This window comes from Photobacterium angustum, from assembly GCF_003026365.1.
In the GTDB taxonomy this organism is placed as follows: Bacteria; Pseudomonadota; Gammaproteobacteria; order Enterobacterales; family Vibrionaceae; genus Photobacterium; species Photobacterium angustum.
This window is the reverse complement of record NZ_PYOM01000001.1, coordinates 416,530-435,642: the sequence shown is the minus strand read 5'-3', so window position 1 is coordinate 435,642 and position 19,113 is coordinate 416,530. Positions and strand designations below refer to the sequence as shown.

General features: G+C 41.1%; 2 protein-coding genes. Both read left to right on the top strand.

The features are described 5' to 3' along the window. On the top strand, window positions 1-8,939 hold an 8,939-nt coding region (locus CTN01_RS02090; protein WP_107342079.1), incomplete at its 5' end, for a T1SS-143 repeat domain-containing protein. A 398-nt stretch (window positions 8,940-9,337) separates the two neighbouring features. Then, on the top strand, window positions 9,338-19,108 hold the full coding sequence (locus CTN01_RS02085; RefSeq protein WP_107342078.1) for a T1SS-143 repeat domain-containing protein: 9,771 nt from the start codon (window positions 9,338-9,340) through the stop codon (window positions 19,106-19,108). The last annotated feature ends 5 nt before the right edge of the window (window positions 19,109-19,113 follow it).

The following is a 19,113-nucleotide window of genomic DNA, read 5'->3' as shown; positions in this document are numbered from 1 at the left end:
TTGATAATGCTGACTTAACAGGACTTAGCGAAGGTGAGCTCACTGTCATCGCTGATACTGTTGATATTGCAGGTAACCAAGTATCAGCCACAGACACCATCATCAAAGATACCTTAGCCACTATTACAGCGGATTTTAACGGAAACGGTGATCGCTTCCTTAATCAAGCCGAAGTCTCAACGACTGAGCTGTTTGGCACTATCGCAAATATTGAAGATGGACAAACCGTTACTATTACTGTCACTGACAGCCAAGGTTTAGAGAAAACCTTTGAGAGCACTATCAGAGCAGGTAAATGGGTAGTTAGTAATGCCGACTTAACCGACTTGGCAGAAGGTGAGCTTACCATTCTGGCTGAAACTACCGATATTGCCGGCAACCCAGCCTCTGCGACCAACACTATCATCAAAGATACTTCAGCAAATATTACGACCAACTTTGATGGTAAAGGCGATGAGTACCTCAACCTCGTTGAAACACCTATAAGCGATTTATTTGGCACTGTTGAAAATATAGAAGACGGACAAACCGTGACTATCACCATCGCAGATAGCAGCGGTGCTGAGAAAATTTACACTACCACGGCAAATAATGGTAAGTGGACTGTGAATAACGCGGATCTAACATCGCTCGCTGAAGGTCAACTCACCATTACAACCACAGCCACCGATATTGCAGGCAATACAACCTCGGACACTGACACCATTACCAAAGATACCCTCGCTGAAATTACGGCGAACTTTGAAGCTAATGGCGATAGCTTTTTAAATAAATCAGAAATCGATGCTAAAACCACCCTGTTTGGTGACGTTGATTTTGTTGAAGATAATCAATCAGTCACAGTAAAAGTAACAGATAATAATGGTAACACTATCACCCAGACCACTTCGGTTATCAATGGCGCATGGCAAATTGATGATGTTGATTTATCAGCACTGGCTGATGGCGAGTTAACTGTTACCACAGAAGTGATTGATATTGCGGGCAACACCAAAGAAACAAGCAATACCATCATCAAAGATACATCAGTACTTACTATTGATATAAATACAAGCAGTTACCAACAAGGTGGCTTAAATGTCTCGGCATTAAAAAATGGTCAAGTACCTTACCTACAAGGTTCAACGACGGGTACCCAAGCTGGCGATAAGATAACAGTTACCTTTAGTGACGGAGTAGACACTGTATCTTTAACAACAACAGTAGATAGCTCAGGTAATTGGCGTATAAATAACATTGAATTGTCTCAATTAGATCCACAGCAAACCTGGGAGATGATCGCCACAGTTACAGACGCTGCAGGTAATACTGCTAGTGACGATATGCCCACATTCGCTAGCTCAAGCGATATGACTTTCTCTGAAAAAGCGCTAGAAACGGAATCTTCAATTGAATCAAGCTCAACGATTAATATTGAGTTTGCCGAATTTACTTTTAACGCAGCGCAGAGCGCTTTAGAGCAGTTAACTTCTAATGGTAAAGACGTTACCGTTACTATTTCTGCTGATGGTTTAACGCTAACTGTACAAACATCCACCACAACCGTACTCACTGCGGTTATTGACCCTAGCACTCAAACAGTAAAAACAACATTAAGTGCTGCAATTGATGATCACTCCCCCGGCAACCCTAATACTGAAACATTGATCTTCATTAACGGTATTCAAACGGATAATGATGGTACAAGTGAAACTGTCATCGTGCCAATCGAGATCAATATTCAAGATGCCGCACCTGAGATTGTCGATGATACAAGTGAGGTTATTGAAGGTAATGTTGTTACAGGTAATGTACTAACCAATGATGTGGATGTGGATGCTTCTCTTTTCGTTAAAAGTATCACCATTAATGGAGAGACAAAGGCACTGAATAACACATCGGTTACCTTTGAGCTTCCTGAAGGAAAGTTCACCATAAATAGTGATGGCGAATGGACATTTACCGCCAATCGCAATCTTAATCATAGCCAAGGTAATATCAACCTTGTTATTGATTACGTTGCTTCAGATAAAGATCAATACGAGAACAATGCAAGCCTTACAGTTTCAATTAAAGATGGTCTTGCCAATGTCATACTCGATGATAATGCAAAGACGATTGAAAGTATGATCACAGCAGGAAACTCTACCTACAAGGGTGAGTTTACTGTACAAGCTGGAGCAGATAATCCTGATCCAAGTAGCCTAACATTCAATCCCCAGACAATACCGGCGCTTGAAGCACTAAATTTATATTCTGGTATCTCAAGATCATCGCTTAGTTATACCGTCAGCTCCGATGGTAAAACTATCACCGCCAAAGCGGGTGGCGACACTATTTTTACCTTGAGTTTATCGGCAACCGCCTCAGGCGATAACGCGATGGGTACTGTCAGCCTTGTACAACACTCCCCTCTCAATCAACAAGGCTTAGCTGATGCTATCACCCTACCTCTGTTTATTGATGCAGTTGATAGTGATGGTACTGCTACCCCGACAGGGAAATTTGATTGGGTTATCGAAGATGGCGCGAATCCAGTATTAGCCTCGTCTGGGCAATTAGAGTTTAAAGAAACAGATCTATCTAATCAGTCAAATCAACCTAATCAACCATTGCAACAAACAGGCACGATCACCGTCACCATTGGCAGTGATGGTTTAAATGGCACCACAGAGCAAAGTCCGCTGTATTTTGATTTAAGCCAACTACCAAACGGTTTAACCAGGGGGGGAAAAGCTATCTCTTATGTGATCTCTGATGATAATCAAACCATTGAAGCAAGGACAAGCTCAGGTAAAGTCTTTGAAATAAGCTTATCTTCTCGCCCAGATGCAGAGGCAAACTCAACCGTTGACTATGTTTTTACCCTGCATCAGGCACTGGATCAAACCAACTCGAATGATAAATTAACTATTTCTATTCCGGTCTTTATTAAAGACAACGACGGAGATATTAACCAAACTGCTATCGATGTTGTCATTGTTGATGGTAGTGCCCCTGTTATTAATACAACGTCAATAGAAATATCAGAAACGCCGATTAGTGCTTCTTCACCAGCAGGTAGTTCAAACCAAGCAGACGCCACAATCACAGTAACCGCAGGACAAGATCCTATCGTCGATTTAAATCTTGTTTTATCGGGTACGGTGAAAAGTAGTGATGGCAATAACATCACCTACCAAGGACAAGCATTAACTTGGCAATTTGATGGCAGTAACACCTATAACGCATCATTACCTGATGGCACAGTGATCTTTTCTGTCCATTTATCAGATATTGGTGCAGTTCCATCGGGTAGTGCAGCAAATGCAACAATCACAGTGACACTTAATGAGTCTATCGACCATACCAATAGTAACGATACCGAACTTAATTTATTACTACCCGTTGAAGCGAAAGACAGTGATGGCAGCTCGAGCAAATCAAATGTAGCGGTGAGTATTTTAGATGGCTTAGTGCCTAGTATTACCGCCAACAGCAACCTTAACGTTCACGAAAATGACTTACTGGATGATAATTTAGCCGCTGATGCGTCAACCACTTCAGCACCAACACTCAGCTTTAACCAAAGCAGTGATAAGCTTGCTTCAGTGCATCTAGATATTGCGCAGTTCAATAGTCAAAACTATACCAGTGGTGGTGAAAACATCACACTTAGCGCAGCAGATGCGAACGGCTGGTATAACGCAACGGCAAACGGTAATGATATTTTCCGTATTAAAGTCAATCTAGATGGTACCGTGCAATTTGAGCTTTTCGAAGCGATCGACCGCCCGTCATCATCAAGTCAAGGTGTGCTTAATTTAGAGTTTGGCGCCATTGCCACAGACGTAGATGGTGATGTGTCAGCCACTACACCATTTGAAGTAACGGTTACTGACGATATCCCTGTTGCGGGTCCTGATGAAGAGCTTGCTGTTGTTGAAGGTGTTGATAAGACACTACGCTTATTATCTAGAGACGTTACTGGTGCTGATGGTGGCGAAGTTGTCAGTATCAAGTATCGTGGCAAAGAGTATCCAGCAGACGGCAATCCAATTGATTTAATAAATACTCAAACGGACCCACACACTAAATATGGCACTATCGCTGTTAATGCAGATGGCACTGTCATTATTAAGACGATTGCCAGTAAGGAAAGTAGTGGCGAGATCAGTGATGATTTCAGCTACACCGTCAAAGACAGCGACGGTGACACTGCGGTAAGAACCAAGAAACTATCATTTGCAGATGATCCTGGTCGTATTGAAGTTAATGCAGAGCAGATCCTTGAAGACAGCATGAGTAACCCACTCACTATTCAAGTATTCCTTGGTGATATTGACCAGAATGAATCGCTTAGCACTATCACAATCATTGAAAGCTCATTAGCGGGTGGACAGCTGTATTTAGATGGTAATTTGCTAACAGCAACAAATGGCGTAATTACCCTTAGCGATTTTATTAGTGAAGGTGATTTCTACAAGCCAAACGGTGAGCTGACGTATAAACCTACATCTGATACTGCGATTAATCAACAAGATACGGTTGTGCTTGAAATAACAGCGACGATATCAACGAATAACCAAGATAAAACACTGACCAAAGATCTCACTATCAAGGTGCTACCTGATGCTGACGCCGCGATTTGGGACGAGGCTAGAGATTATGAATACACCGCAGTTGAAGATGATAGTAATGGCATTCAATTAAATGTTGCGGCGGATCTACAAGACACCGATGGTTCAGAAACCCTTAAATACCGTATTTCAGGGATCCCAGACGGTATTACACTCAAACTGGGTAACACCATAATTAGCGACGGCAAAATCATTAACGCTGATCAAATCAATGATGTGAAGATATTTTCTGATAAACACTCAGCAGGCACATTTACCTTTACCATTACTGCGCTCAGCACAGAAAAAGGCAATCAGTTCCTTGATAAAAGTACCGATCGAACAGAAGAATCGCAACGTCTTATCACAGTAAATATTATTCCTGAAGCTGATGCGCCAAAACTCTCGGTTAAAAACCTTAAAGGTCATGAAGATCAGCCTATTGATCTAAGTAAGTCCATTATTGGTAAATTAGCTGACAACGATGGTTCAGAAAGCCTAAGTTACCGAATTAAAGTGCAAGATGGTTGGTCAATTCAAGGTGGCGATGCGATAGAAGAGCCTGCCGGTTCTGGCATCTATATTGTGAGTGCAGAATATATTGAAAGTGGTGAAGCACAGCTTCATCCAAAAGCAGATATCAGTTCACACACTGAAAAACTCACTATTGAAGTAACTGCTATATCTACTGAAGCCGCTATTAACGGACTCACCTCTGCTACCAGTACAGAGGGGGCAACTAAGACTATTTCCATTAACTTAAAAGGCACCATTGACCGCCCAGACATTACAGACGGCGGTAATGGGCATTGGCAATACATTGCTAGTAGCACAGATAACACCACTGGCTTTAAGGGCACGCTCAAAGGCATTAATGGTTTTGATGAAGATAAGCCATTACCGCTCGATTTTTTAATTACAACCAGTGATAACGATAAATCAGAAGAGATAACCATCTTAATCACCAACTTACCTGACGGTGTGAAATTTATCGATATTCATCGCAATCCTTTAAACCTTGAAATTGTCGGTAAGGATGCTTCAACGGGGTTGATCTATCGGATCACATCCGATCAATTAACATCGACGTATTTATCCACACCTAAAGACATGAGTGGCAACTTAACATTTGATGTTATTGTAATTTCTACCGAGCCCGACGGTGCGAGTGGTGAATTTAACTACAAGGTGGATATTGAAGTATTACCACTTGTTGATGAGAAAAATTATAAAGATGAGGCAGGTCGTCCTATATTGCAAATATTGCAAAGCACAGGTTTTGAAGATCAACCTACCTCATTTTTAGTTGAGCCGACCATCAGAAAAGATAGCGACAACAGTGAAACACTGACAGGTTATAAAATCACCGATTTACCTGATGGGTTAACCCTCTTTATTGATGATGTAGAAGTTGTTATTCCTGCTAATGGGCTCGATCTTGCCAACTATAAAGGCAACCAATCATGGGCTGAATTTATTAACAGTGGTCGCGTGACCATTCTTGCTGATGAAGATCTCAGTGGCATTTTTGATATCAAAATTAGTTATGAAGTAACGGATACGTCAACTTCCGGACAAACAGCGAGTGAAAACATCAATGCAATTATCCAAGTTGATGTTGCAGGGGTCGTTGAAACCGATACACGCTTAGAATCTACAACAGATCTACTAAGTAGTACCAATGGTAGCCCGATAGATTTAACCAATGCAGTTCACTTTATCGATGAAGATCTTGATGGCTCAGAATATCTAGATTACATCGTGATCGAAGTACCTGTTGGCATTAACCTCATCATCGATCATCCCAACGGTGCCCATATTGACGGTAGTGGAAATTGGATTATTCCTGCAAAAGATATCACCAGCAATGGTATTAAAGAAGCGATGCAAGATCTCTTAGCTGGAGCAACCGTAAGCGCTAGCTTTAATACAGAGGTGATTGATCTTGTGGTTAAAGCCCGTGTGGTTGACGGCAACGATTCTCGCTTTTTAGAAACACCCATTCAGATCCAGATCACAGGTAAAACGGGAGGCGGAGGTTCATGCCCTCCGACCGAAGCGCCAGATAAAATTCAAGGTGATGTGATTATTGCTAAGGAAGGCGAAGATATTAATTTATCAGGTCTACTAAATGGCGATATTGATAATAACCCAGAAATCGCCCTCTCCTTTTTTATTGACGTTAATGACTTACCTGAAAATGTTGAAATTACAGGTGTCGGTATCATTACTGAATATAACGATGCGGGTGAAATTATTGGCTACACCATCACAGAAAATGGTCTTTCCAATATGACATTCATTGGATTAGATGAAGCTTGGGCTGGATCTTTAGATATTCCGATCACTATTACTCAAACTTCTACCTGTAATGGTACAAAATCAACCACCACACAACACATCAAAATTGACGTTGTTCCGGTTGTTGATGACATCATTACAACATCAAATATCACGAGTGTTTTGGAAGATACCGCAACCGCAATCAATTTAACGGTGCTGTTAGGTGATAGCGTTAGTAACGGACAAACCATCACGGGTGAAGGTACTTCTGCGACAGGTAAAGAAACCATCAACTGGATGACAATCACCTTAGAACCTGGTGGTGAATTGATTGGAGATTCTGCAATCGTGACCCAGAACCTCGATGGTAGTTGGCAAGTACTGGATCCAAGTCGTTTAGACGAATTGCTTTTAAAGCCTCCTCATAACTACAGCGGCGATTTAACCATCAACATTGAAACAAGCATCACAGATCAATCCGATTCATCATCGCAAACGGATACTCAGACCAAAACCTCTTCTGTGATTATTAACGTTGAGCCTGTGACTGATATCGCCACTATGCCAGATACCATAACAGAACAAGGTGATGAAGATGGCTACATTCATATCGTTGGATTAGGTGCAATCTTATTCGATGATGATGGTTCTGAAACTATTTCATTGAACCTATCCGGCGTTCCTGATGGTGCAGTGATGTTCTATTCACCAGACGGCGGCACGACCTTTATTCAATTACCAAATACCGGAAAATCATGGAGCTTTGAAAGCGGTCAAGCTGATAGCATTTATATCCGTCCACCAACAGATTTCAGTGGTGATATCACATTGAAGTTGGATGCGATCACGAATGAAATTGGTACAACAGAAATAATAACATCGACCTCAGAGGTTATTATTGGCGTCAATCCTATTGGTGATGATATTCAATTTATTGGTGTACCAGAGAGCCTCTCAGGCAATGAAGGAAAAAGCTTCACGATTCCAGTCGATATTGAGAGTACTGAAACCAATAGTAATGAAACATTATTTTTAGAAGTGATCTTTAGTGCAGCTGACCAAACTCAGTTAGCAGGCTTAGATAAAATTCAAATCGGTGATCAAGAGATAAGTATCATTAAAAATGGTGATATATGGCTTGCGACTGCAATAGTAAATAGCAGTACCTTAGACCAATTAACCCTATTTAGCGGTGATGCTTTTGGTGACATTAATATCACACTCAAAGCCAGCAGTATTGATACCGATACTATCTTAGGCTCAGAAATTACGCATTATGGTCAAGCTATTGAGAAAAATATCAGTTTAACTCTTGAACCTATGCCTGATGCACCAGAGCTTAATCTTGAGTACAACAGCGTTATAGCTAAAACCGAAACGACGATTGCGTTAAATCTTGAGCTATCAATGTTTAATCCTGCGCCTAATGAGCAAGGCAGTATAATTATCACAGGTTACCCTAGTGATTACGTATTCTCAGCAGGTCAAGTGAAAGGAAATGGTTGGGAAGTTGCATTTGACGATATTGCCGATCTGACGATGACAGCCAATAGTGAGCAAGATTTCTCTCTTTCTATTGAGCCAATTTCAACTCTCGATGGACAAACGGCTACGGGGATTACGCAAACCATCGACGTTAGCATCACTGATAAAAATGATAATTCGCTTATCGGCACTGCAAATGATGATGTGATCTTTGGTACTGCCAATAACGATAGCATGACGGGCGGTAGCGGTAATGATAGCTTTGTATTCAAAGCAGAAGATCAAGGAACAATCACTAATCCGGCACAAGATACCATTGTAGATTTCGATGTCACAGCTAATAGCGATAATATCGATTTGCGCGCTATTTTAAATAGCGTTACAGATGGAATCTCGGCTGAGAACTTTATTGATATCACGGAAAATGAAGGTTCAGTAACATTACATATTAAAGAAAATGGCGAAGATGTTAGCCAAGAGATCACGTTGGAGAACATAAACAAAGATACGCTCTATGGCAATGATTCAAGCACAACAACAGATGCCGAGCTTTTACAAAAAATGATAGATGATAATAACTTATTAGCTGGCTAATCCTTTTATTAGGATCTCCCTCCTTCTAGCTTAGGTATTTAATCCTACGACTATGGCGTATTGCTATCTATTTGATAGTAGTACGCCCACTTAATAGCTTAAAGTCACACCCTACTGCGACTAATTAATAAACTTAATATAGTTTTATAACCAAACTATAAATATAACTATCAAATAGTTAATGAGTAAAAAATGACAGTTAACTCAACTTTATTAATGGTTTTGCTACAATTCTCACAAAAAAACAATATCAGTAACATTGTTTTGTAAATTTAATGTTCATTCTGACGATTGCTATCTAAAATTGATTAGTGTTGCGAGATTATGCATTGGATTTAAAACATGCTCGCAATACTTATCAATAATAATAGATATAGGGGCCAAGGATGAAGCCAATCATGTATGTAGTTGTTGAAGGCGTTATCTGGAAAATAACAACGGAAGATGAATGGATACAAGTTCCGCCATCAGAAATCATCGATGACTCTGTTCCTTTCATTGCAGAGCAAGCACAAGTTAACGACATCATAAAAACTCAAAATAATGAAGACAATGTTGTTGACTTAGCACGATCTGATACTGCACCTCGTCACACACAAAACGCCTCAGAATCTACAGCCAATTCAAGTGACGGCATATCTTTTATTACCCGCATTAAGCCTACGCTTGCTGAAACCTTGCCTGAAGCGGGATTTACTTCACGTCCGACAACTGCCGAAGAGAGAAAAGAACGAGATGAAATTGGCGATACCATTTTGTCACTTCGTAATTCTGCCGCTTTAACAGTTACAATTATTGACGGTGGTGACGGTTACGAGAATCGCTTTGAAGTGCCTACGGTCGATCTCTTTGGTGACGCTATTGATGTTGAAAATGGCCGTATTGTGGTTGTAACTATCACGGATATTAATGGCAAAGTGTTCACAACAAGTGCGGTTGTGAAAGATCAAAAATGGTTTATTAACGATCAAGACTTAAGTGAACTCGCTGAAGGCCCACTTGATGTTTATGCTTCTGTCACTGACTACTATGGCAATTTTGTTGATGCCACAGATAACAGCATCAAAGACACCTTAGCTGAAATTACCGCTGAATTTGATGGCAAGGGTGATAACTATCTCAACCAATTTGAAATCGTTGTTAGTGATTTATTAGGTGATATCACCTTTGTAGAAAATAACCAACCTGTTACGATTACTGTCACCGATAGCCAAGGTAAAACTATCACCTTTGAAACGACGAACACTGATGGTACTTGGAACATTAGCGACACAGATCTGTCCTCCCTCGCCGAAGGTGAACTCACTATAGTTGCTCAAACGGTCGATATTGCAGGCAACCCAGCCTCTGCCACCAGCACTATTATCAAAGATACCCTTGCAAGTATTACGGCAAATTTTGACGGTAAAGGCGATGAATACCTTAACCGTGTTGAAATCCCTGTGACCGATCTTTTTGGCTCAGTATCCAATGTTGAAAATGGTCAGACAGTCACAATTAAAGTTACCGATAGTAACGACTTAGTAAAAACGTTTGAAACCACTGTAATTGATGGAAAATGGACAATCGAGGATGCTGACTTAACGGATTTAGCCGAAGGTGAACTCACTATTTTGGCTGAAACTATTGATATTGCGGGTAACCCAGCTTCAGCAACCAACACAATAATAAAAGACACATTAGCAGACATTAACGCTAATTTTGATGGCAAAGGCGATGAATACCTCAACCGTTTTGAAATTCCTGTCACCGATTTATTTGGTAATGTCGAAAACGTAGAAGAGGAACAACCCGTTACCATTACCGTAACTGATAGCAACGGAATAGAACAAAGCTTTACCACTACTGTCACTAATGGCGCATGGGCAATTGATGATGCTGACTTAACCACGCTTGCCGAAGGTGAACTCACAGTTATTGCTGATACCATTGATATTGCAGGCAACCCAATCTCAGCCTCTGATACTATCATCAAAGACACCCTTGCTGACATTACCGCTAACTTTGAAGGTAATGGTGATGAATATTTAAATGAAGCTGAAATAGCGGCTAAAACAAAGCTGTTTGGCAATATAGACTTTGTTGAAGATGAACAAAATGTTGACGTTATCGTCACAGATAAAGATGGAAAAACCATTTCTTTCACCACAACCGTTGTTAATGGCGTATGGGTAATTGAAGATGCTGATTTAGCTACATTGGCAGATGGTGAACTAACAATCATAGCAAAAACCATGGATATCGCAGGAAATCCTGCTATCGCTACCGATACCATAATTAAAGATACCTCAGCATTATCTATTGATATCGTCACTGATAATTACGATTTGGGCGGATTGAATATCACCGCACTCAAGCTTGGTTATGTCGAGTTTTTAGAAGGGACAACAACGGGCACTCAGGCGGGTGATAAGATCGAAGTCACGTTTAGTGATGGCACTGAAACCGTTATCTTAACCACCACTGTAGATAGTGCGGGAAATTGGCGTATTGAAGATTTCGACCTCAGCCAATTAAACGTTCAAAAAACATGGGAAATGTCAGCAACCGTTACCGATGCAGCAGGTAATACGGCGGTGGATGATATGCCGACATTAAGACATCCTGATTCTTCAGTTTTTTATGAGACGACATTAGAGTATCAAGAATCAACAACGGCAACGGCTTCTATTAATATCGAATTTGCTGAGTTTACTTTTAATGCCAATCAAACATTACTAGAAAAGCTGACCTCTAACGGTAACCCTATTACCGTTACCATCTCACCGGACGGGCTCACACTCACTGCGGTAAGCAATGGCGTCACAGTTTTAACGGCAACCATTCAAACCGCCTCTCAAAATATTAAAATTAGTTTATTTGAACCTATTGATACTAAATTGGGTTTCAATAGCACTCAATCTGCAATATTGATTGATGGTGTCCAAACCGATAGCGATGGCACAACAGAAACGGTTGTTGCGCCCGCGTTAATTTATATCCGAGATTCAGAACCCGCTATTCTTGATAACTATAGCAATGTGATTGAAGGCAATATTACCTCTGGCAATGTGCTCAACAATGATAGTGATCTTGATTCCCCTCTCTCTGTTATTCGTGTCACGATTAACGGTGAAACCAAAGATCTAACAGGTCCTTCTGTAACCTTTGATCTTCCTGAAGGTCAATTGACCATAAAAGAAAATGGTCACTGGATTTTCACCGCCAACCGCAATCTCGACCATAGTGCGGGTGATATTGACCTCGTGGTTAGTTACATTGCAGGTGATAACGATAATGACAACGGAAGTGCGGATCTCACCATCACAATTAAAGATGGCGAAGCAAATACCATCATTAATAACAATGATAGTAACGTTGAAGGACTGATTTCTAACCCAACAGATACCTTTACGGGTGACTTTATTATTCAAGCGGGATCAGATAACCCCGACCCTAGTAGCATTACATTTAACGCCCAAACCATTGCTACTTTAAGTGCTTTAAATCTAACTTCAGGTATTTCAGTTAATTTACTTGAATACACATTAAGTAGTGATGGAAAAACCATTACAGCGACATCTGGTGGAGAAACCATCTTTACTTTAACCCTAACAGGTCTCGCTAATGGCGATGACGTAACTGGTACTGTCACTTTTGTTCAATATCGTCCTTTAAATCACACCAATGCCAGTGATGTGATCAAATTACCACTACTGATTGATGCTACCGATCTTGATGGTACGAAAACCCCAACAGGACAATTTGATTGGTATATAGAAGATGGCGCAGATCCTGAATTAATCGTCAACCAAGCACTCGACTTTGATGAAGCTAACCTCTCTTCAAGTCAACCGATTTCCAAAACAGGCACTATCGATGTTGTTGTTGGCAGTGATGGCTTAAATGGCCTTTCACCTCTCAGCCCGTTATATTTTGATCAAACACAGCTACCATCAGGATTAACCAGCGGCGGCGATATCATTACTTACACCATTAACGACACCGGTAAAATGATTGAAGCTTGGGTCAATGGTGAAAAAGTCTTTGATATCATCATTACTCAACAACCTGATGCAGAAGGTAACTCGACGGTTGAGTATACCTTCAACCTGTATCAATCTATCGACCAAACCGATCCGAGTGGCATTGAAACCATCACCATTCCAGTCTTTATTCGCGATAACGATGGCGACGTTAACCAAGCCAATATCACTGTAACAATTGCCGATGGTGACACACCAGTCATTACTGATACCACATTAGAAATTACCGAAAACCCAATTGCTGTAGCACCCGATGCGCCACCAGCAGGCACGACAGAAACAGCAAGCTCAACAATTTCTGTTACCGCAGGGCAAGATCCGATTGTTGATTTACAACTAGCTCTAACAGGCGCAGTTCAAACCAGTGATGGTGATGCGATCACTCATAACGGTGAAGCACTGACGTGGCAGTTTGATGGTAACAATACCTATGATGCGGTTTTAGCTAACGGTACGGTGATCTTTTCCATCAATCTTTCTGATATTGGCACTATTGTTGCCGGTGGCAGTGCAGATATAACAGTCACTATTGTACTGAATGACTATATTGATCATCTCAATGGTAAAGACACTAAGCTCGATATCACCCTTCCAGTTCAAGCCATTGATAGTGATGGTAGTATTGGAACCTCCAATGTAACAGTCACAATTTGGGATGGTTTGAAGCCAGAAATCATTGTTAATGGCGCTTTAAATGTCCAAGAAAATGACTTACTTGTTGGTGGTATAGATAGTGCTCCCTCTGATGATGCAACACCAACACTGAGCTTTAATACAGGCAGTGATGATGTGGTATCCGTTACCTTAGATACCGCCCTCTTTAATGGTAAAAACTACACCAGCGCAGGCGAGAATATCACGCTTGGCGCACCTAATGCTGATGGTTGGTATATCGCAACAGCCGCGGGTAAAGAAATCTTCCAAATCAAAGTTAATCTTGATGGTACGGTGCAATTTGATCTGTTTGCCCCTATCGATCATCCAGATGCTACATCACAAGATACGCTTAACCTTGAATTTGGTGCCATTCTGACTGACAGCGATGGTGACACCTCGCCTGCCACTATCTTTGATGTGAATGTCTTAGACGATGTTCCCAAAGGCGGTACTGACGGCACATTGGTTTTAGTTGAAGGGCAGAGCCAAACCTTACAGCTATTAACCGATGAGATCACAGGCGCTGACGGCGGTGAAATTGTTAGCTTCATTTACAACGGAACAACTTACTCTATTGATGGTAATCCGATTGATTTAATCAATACTACAGTTTCGCCGTCGAAAAAGTACGGCACCATGGTTATTCATGCTGACGGCACGATTGAAATAACGACTGTCTCAACATCTGAATTTAGTGGGCAGATTATTGATAACCTGACATACACAGTCAGAGACGGTGACGGCGATATCGCAGATCGAACCGCAACAATGGCATTGGGTGATAATCCAGGTCATATCAACGTTGAACTAATAGAAGTATTGGAAGATACGCGCACAGCGCCGCTTTCAATTAAAGTCTTCCCTGGTGATGAAGATCAAAATGAAACCCTTACCAGCATCACCATTAGTGAAAGTTCATTAGCTGGTGGACAACTTTATTTGAATGGCACGTTACTCACGGCAGTCGGTGGTGTCATCACGATTACCGATTTTATTCAAGACGGTAACTTCTACTCTCCAAATGGTGAACTCACCTATCAACCAGCCCCTGATGTTGCAATCAATCAGCAAGGTGTGGTGAACCTTGAGATCACAGCAAGCATCTCAAAAGACTCTGGTATTACATCCTTAGATAAGAAGTTACCTATTAAGGTATATCCAAATGCTGATGCACCGGTATGGGACGCCCCTGAAACTGAATACACAGGCGTTGAGGATGATAACAGCAGCATTAAACTCGACCTTGCTGCCAATCTTACCGATACCGATAGTTCTGAAAAATTAACATATCGAATTTCAGGTATCCCAGATGGCATTACATTAAAACTTAATGGCAATGTCGTTAAAGACGGTGATGTATTAAATCAAAATCAATTGAATAAAATCACTATAGTTTCAGATAAAAACCTTGCAGGTAAATTTGAATTTACCGTAACCGCTATTGCGACCGAAAAAGGTAATCAGTTCATTGATAAAAATGAACATCAAACCGAAGAAATACCACACCAAGTTATCGTTAATATCAAGCCAGATGCGGATACGCCAACCCTATCAGTTAAAAATATTAAAGGCATTGAAGATCAACCAATTAACTTAAGCCAAGTGTTAATCGGTAAGCTTACTGATACCGATGGTTCTGAAAGTTTAAGCTATCATATCAAAGTCCAAGAAGGCTGGTCGATTAAAGGTGGTGGTGCTATTGAGCAACCAGCAGGCTCAGGTGTTTATATTGTCAGCGCCGAAGGTATTGAAAACGGTACAGCCCTACTTTATCCAAAAGAAGATATTAGCTCATGGACAGAAACGCTAACCATTGAAGTCACGGCGGTATCGACCGAAACCTCCGTTGATGGACTTGATCCCGTTAATATCACCGCAGTGAGTGATACCAAAACCATTACCATTAATTTAAAAGGTGTGATTGATCGCCCTGATGTTGCAGATGGCGGTAATGGTCATTGGGAATATGTTGCTAAAAGCACAGATAACTCCACTGGATTTAAAGGCACAATCAAAGGTACGGCAGGCTTTAACGAAGATAGCCCATTACCTTTAGATTTCATGATCACCACCAGTGATGATGATAAATCGGAACAGATCACTATTATGATCACTAACCTTCCAGAAGGAGTGATATTTGTTGATAGTAACGGTAGTCCGATCACACTAGAGATCGTGGGTGAAAGTGCATCGACTGGCGTGATCTACCAGATCAGCAATGATCAACTAAAAACTACGTTCTTGAAGACACCACAAGACTTCAGTGGACAGATCAACTTTGATGTTAACGTGATTTCAACTGAGCCTGATGGTGACAGCGGTGAATTCAATTACAAAGTAGAAATTGATGTGCTTCCAGTGGTAGATGAAAAAGATGGCGCAGTCCTTGAGACAACGACGCTTGAGGATAAATCAGCAAGCTTCTTAATTGAGCCCGTGATTAATAAAGATATCGATCACAGTGAAAGCCTGACTGGCTATAAGATTTTAGCCTTACCAGCAGGATTAACACTTTTTATTGATGGAATAGAAGTTAACGTTCCTACTGGTGGATTAGATCTTGCTGGCTACAAAACCAGTGGCGAATCATGGACTGACTTCATTAACAGCGGTCGTGTTACCGCGCTTGCTGATGAAGATTTAAGTGGTTTATTCAATATTTCAATTAGCTATGAAGTCACTGACACCTCACCTACAGGACAAACAGCGACAAAAGACATTAATGCAACCATTCAGCTTGATGTGAATGGTATTGTTGAAGGCGATACCCGTTTAGAATCAACATCAGAAGTGCTCACCAGTACCGATGGAAGCCCTATCGATTTAACCAACGCGGTTCACTTTTTTGATGAAGATCTCGATGGCTCAGAGTACCTTGATTACATCATCATCGTCGTTCCAAATGGTATTAACTTAATCGTTGAACACCCAAATGGTGCGTCCATTGATGGCAGTGGTAATTGGATTATTCCCGCAACGGGATTAACCAGTGACACAGTAAAAGAATCGATGAAAGATATCTTGGCAGATGCAACCATTAGCTCTAGCTTTGATACTGACATTATCGATCTACGTGTTGTAGCCCACGTTATTGATGACGAACATTCACGCTATATTGATGCTCCTCTTCAAGTCCAAATTACTGGTCACAGCGGCGGTGGTTCTTGTCTTCCAATTGACGATCCAGATAGCATTCAAGGTGACGATGCCATTATTGCCAAAGAAGGTGAAGATATTGATTTATCAGGATTGCTGGATAGCAACATTGACGACAACCCTGAAATCGAAATATCGTTTTTCATTGATATCAAAGATCTACCTGCAGGTGTTGAAATTGAAGGCGATGGTGTTATTCCTGAATACAACGCTGTTGGTGAGATTCTTGGCTATACCATTACACCAAGCGGCTTAGAAAATATGGTCTTTGTTGGACTCGATGAAGATTGGGCTGGCTGTATTAATATTCCGATTGAGATCACTCAAACGTCCACCTGTAACGGCCAGTCGTCCAAAACAACGCAGAATATCAAGATTGAAGTTATCCCTGTTGTCGATGACATCATTGTTAATGCAGGACAAACCACGATTCAGGAAGATACCGAATCTGCTATCAACTTAGAATTAATCTTAGGCGATAATATTTTCGCGGGACAAACCATCAGCGGCGAAGGCGAATCAGCCACTGGTAAAGAAACCATTAACTGGTTGAAAATTACTTTACCTGCTGGGGCAAAACTCAACGGTGATCCCGCCATTTTACAAGACAACGGCGATAACACATGGACAATTAAAGACCCAACACGTTTAGGTGAATTAACCTTAACACCACCACTTAACTTCAGCGGTGAGTTAACCATTAATGTTGCAGCCAACATCACTGATGAAGCTGATTGCCCAACCCAAACCGATACCCAAACCAAAACGGCATCAGTGGTAATCAATGTTGCACCTGTAACTGATTTTGCTGAAATGCCAGATAGAATCGAAGTTCTTGGTGACGAAGATAGCTACATAAATATCACAGGCCTAGACGCAATTTTATTTGATGATGATGGTTCAGAAACACTATCGCTGAGTATTTCAGGGTTACCTGAAGGCGCTGTGCTGTTCTATTCTCCTGATGGCGGAAATACATTCGTCCAATTACCTAATAGTGGTCAATCATGGAGTATCAGTGCCAGCCAAATGGACGGGGTTTATATCCGTCCACCGCTCGATTTTAGTGGTGATATGAAGCTCAAACTAGAAGCCATCACCAACGAAATTGGCACCAATGATATTAAAACCTCGACCACCGATTTAGTCGTAGGTGTTAAACCTATTGGCGATGATGTTCAGTTCTTTGATGTACCAGAAAACCTTGCTGGGATTGAAGGCGATAGTTTCACTATTCCGGTTAATCTAGAAAGCTATGAAACAAACAGTGATGAAGACTTACGACTCACGGTAACGATCAGTGCTAATGATCCCGCTCAGTTACAAGGGTTAGATAAAATCGTTATTGGCGGACAAGAAGTTACCTTTGGGCAAAAAGGAAATAATTGGTTTGCTACCGTCGTCGTTAATGCCAATACACTGGATGAATTCACACTTTATCCTGGTGATGCTTATGGCGACATGACGATCACATTAGCTGCCAATACTGTTGATACCAATATCGTATTAGGCACTGAGTACACTCATGAAGGTGTTATCGCTACCGAAGAGATCAAATTAACCATTGATGCGCTACCTGATGAGCCTGAATTAACGGCGCAATACAACAGTATTATTGCTGAAACAGATTCAGCGATCGCCTTAAATCTTGATCTCATGATGCAAAATCCAGCACCTAATGAAAAAGGCAGCATTATGATCACAGGCTTCCCAAGTGATTACACCTTCTCTGCAGGTAAAGCCAACGCTGGTGGTTGGGAAGTCGATCTCGCTGATATTACTAATCTCACCATGACAGGCAACAACGCACAAGATTTCACTTTATCTATTGAGCCAATTTCAAGTATTGGCAATCAAACTGCAACGGGTACAGCGCAAACCATCGATTTCAAAATCGCAGTATCGGGTGACAATACCCTAGTCGGTACGGCAAGTGATGATGTGATAATCGGCGGTAAAGGCAACGACATAATGTCAGGTGATAGTGGTAATGACAGTTTCTTATTTAAATCTGATGATCTTGGTTCAAACTCTGTACCAGCACAAGATACTATTTTAGATTTTGATACCACAATTAATAGCGATAACATTGACTTAAGCGCTATTTTGTCAAATGTGACTGATGGTATTTCAGCCGATAACTATATTGATATTACTGAAAATAACGGTTCCGTCACATTACATGTTAAAGACAATGGCACAGATGTTACACAAGAGATAACGTTAGACAATGTAAGTAAAGATGCGCTTTATGGCGCAGATACGAGCTCTGCAACGGATGCAGAGGTTCTACAAAAAATGATAGATGATAATAATCTAATTACTGGCTAGGGATG

Excerpts from the sequence above, each read along its gene's own strand:
- CTN01_RS02085 (WP_107342078.1), top strand. The coding sequence starts at position 9,338 with ATGTATGTAGTTGTTGAAGGCGTTATCTGGAAAATAACAACGGAAGAT.